Here is a 2,053-nt window from a genome sequence, read left to right as displayed (position 1 = left end):
ATCTCAGGCTCCGCGAGCGGCGCCAGCCGCGCGAACAGCGCCAGGTCGTGCCCCGGCGCGGCCTCTTCCATTCCGCTGACCAGGCCCGGCAGCTCCCGCGCGGCCACCTCGACGGCGCGCCGGGTGGCGTACCGGACGACGTCGCCGAGCGAGCTGCTCCACAGCACGTGGTCCCAGTGCGGGTGGGTGGACCAGCCCGCCACCGGGCGCAACCCGCGCGCGGACAGCCAGGACGCGAGCGCGTCGAGTTCGGCCACCGTCACGGCCGGGTCGATGACCAGGCAGCCGCCATCGGCCCCGGCGACGACCGTGGTGGTCGTCAGGTACAGCTCTGCCGTCGCCACGAAGACGCCCGGCGCGACCTCATCCACGGCGGGTAATGAGGGCCGTGGAGTCGGGGGCGCACGTTCTGGCTATATGCTCGTCCCCGGCCTGAGAACCGTCACGGACAGGTAGACGTGATGCGGCAGCGAGCAGGAGGGCAGGCTGAAGAACCCGACCGTCGCCGTGGTCTGGTTCGGCGGGAAGACCTTGATCAGGCTGGCGGTCGTCGGCTTGCACGTGGACACCTCCGCGTTCCCGTACGACAGCAGCGAGTGCGCGGTGCCGCCCGCCGGGATGTTCACCCACGCCCCTGCGTACAGCGGGTTGCGGCCCGCGGCGTCGCCGAGCTGCTTGCCGCTCGCGTTGAGGGCGGAGACGCCGGGGTAGCCCCAGGTGCGGCAGGTGTGATTGCTGGTGTTGGTGAACTCCAGCGGGTAGTAGAAGGTCCCGGCCGCCCCGTTGCCCTGGCTGAGGTTGACCCAGACCGACAGGTTCGCGGTCGTGCAGACCGGCGGGATGGCCGACGGCGCGGATGGGGCGGCGGACGCGGACGAGGTGGCCCAGACGGCCGATCCGATGCCGAGTGCCAGCGCGGCCGCGACGGCGGCCGCGGCGCGACGAGTTCCCTTGATCATTGCTTGCTCCCCGGTACCACGTTGACAGTCCTCGCGGCGATGGCTCCCCGGCGCGGGGAGCCTCACGCTTGGAGACGCCGGTGCGGGCCTTGCGGTTGCGACCAGGCATCCTTGAGGGATGGAAATCCGGGGCGCGGTCCCGACGGCGGGCCTGACCGATGGCGTGGTGACCGTCGAGGACGGAGTCGTTGCCAGCGTGACGCCGACGGACACGTCCGGGTCGTCCCGGGCGTCAGGGACCGTGATCCTGCCGGGCCTGCTCGACATCCACTGCCACGGCGGTGGCGGGCACAGCTTCGCCACCACCGACCAGGCCGAGGCGCTGGCGGCCGCGGCATGGCACGCCGCGGCAGGCACCACGGGGGTGATCGCCAGCCTCGTGACCGCCGCGCCCAGGGACCTGCTGCGGCAGGTACGCGCGCTGGCGCCGCTGGTCGCCGCCGGCGAGCTGCTGGGCATCCACCTGGAGGGCCCGTTCCTGGCGCCCGCGCGCCGCGGCGCGCACGCGCCGCGGCTGCTGCGCGATCCCGACCCGGCGCTGGTTGCTGACCTGCTCGAAGCCGCGGGTGGTGCGATCAAGATCGTCACTGTGGCGCCAGAACGGCCTGGGGCTGCTCCGGTAGCCGCCATGCTCCGCGCCGCTGGCGTGGTCGTCGCCTACGGCCATACGGACGCCGGTTACGAGTGCATGGCCCGTGCGCTGGCCGACGCTTCAGGGGACGCGCTGGTCACGCACCTGGGGAACGCGATGCCGCCGCTGCACCACCGGGCGGCGGGGCCACTAGGGGCCGCACTGGGGGCGGCGGCCGCGGACGAGGCGAGCGTCGAGCTGATCGCCGACGGCGTGCACGTGGACGCGGGTTTCACCCGGCTGGTGTTCGCCGTGGCGGCGCCGGGGCGGGTGGTGCTCGTCACCGATGCGACGGCGGCGGCGGGCATGGCGGACGGGGACTACGTGCTCGGGCCGCTGCGGGTGACCGTCTCTGGTGGCGTGGCGCGGCTGACGGCGCATGACGGTGCGGCGGGCGCTGGCGCGATCGCCGGCGGGACCAGCACGCTGCTGCAGGTGGTGGCGACGGCGCGGGCGGCCGGCG

3 protein-coding genes are annotated in these 2,053 nt (G+C 73.9%); 1 reads left to right on the top strand and 2 read right to left on the bottom strand.

The window, feature by feature from the left end; all coding sequences use genetic code 11:
* Both WA805_RS23850 and WA805_RS23845 read right to left on the bottom strand, forming a co-directional pair.
* On the bottom strand, window positions 1-371 hold a 371-nt coding region (locus WA805_RS23850), incomplete at its 3' end, for an MBL fold metallo-hydrolase (protein WP_425243448.1).
* 42 nt (window positions 372-413) lie between these two features.
* Complete coding sequence (locus WA805_RS23845) at window positions 414-959, bottom strand: DUF4232 domain-containing protein (RefSeq protein ID WP_425243447.1); 546 nt, start codon at window positions 957-959, stop codon at window positions 414-416.
* A 118-nt stretch (window positions 960-1,077) separates the two neighbouring features.
* On the opposite strand from WA805_RS23845, the gene WA805_RS23840 reads away from it, so the two are divergent.
* Window positions 1,078-2,053 (top strand): N-acetylglucosamine-6-phosphate deacetylase (locus tag WA805_RS23840; RefSeq protein WP_425243446.1); only part of this gene is annotated, 976 nt, incomplete at its 3' end.

This window comes from Trebonia sp., from assembly GCF_049794275.1.
In the GTDB taxonomy this organism is placed as follows: Bacteria; Actinomycetota; Actinomycetes; order Streptosporangiales; family Streptosporangiaceae; genus Trebonia.
The sequence above is the reverse complement of the archived record's forward strand: the minus strand, read 5'-3'. Positions and strand labels throughout refer to the sequence as shown.